Origin of the sequence: Thalassospira sp. UBA1131 (genome assembly GCF_002311515.1) — a bacterium.
In the GTDB taxonomy this organism is placed as follows: domain Bacteria; phylum Pseudomonadota; class Alphaproteobacteria; order Rhodospirillales; family Thalassospiraceae; genus Thalassospira.
Window position 1 is genome coordinate 89,076 of the sequence record NZ_DCAO01000132.1, and the last position, 264, is coordinate 89,339.

Sequence of the window (264 nt, forward strand, 5' to 3'; positions counted from 1 at the left end):
CCGAAATTGGCCGGATGATCCGGATCACCGCCGACAGCCCATCCGTCACGGGTTGGCGAAATGATCAGGCCACAGCCAACACCGCAATAGGGGCAGGTTGTTTTGACCTCATCCTGCATGGCGCAATCCAGCTTGCAGTTCGGTCAGGCCAACACGGACAATCCCGTCAATGACCTTGCATTCCACCTTGGCAGCACAGCCGTCATCGGGCCCCTGTGCCTCGCCGGTTTCAAGCGAGAACACCATGTTATGCAACGGACAGGT

Annotated in this window: 1 protein-coding gene; it reads right to left on the bottom strand. The window is 58.3% G+C overall.

Features of this window, described 5'->3' with window-relative positions; translation table 11 throughout:
- On the bottom strand, positions 1-119 hold a 119-nt coding region (locus tag B3Z49_RS22130), incomplete at its 3' end, for a hypothetical protein (RefSeq protein ID WP_414716283.1).
- Positions 120-264: the final 145 nt, after the last annotated feature.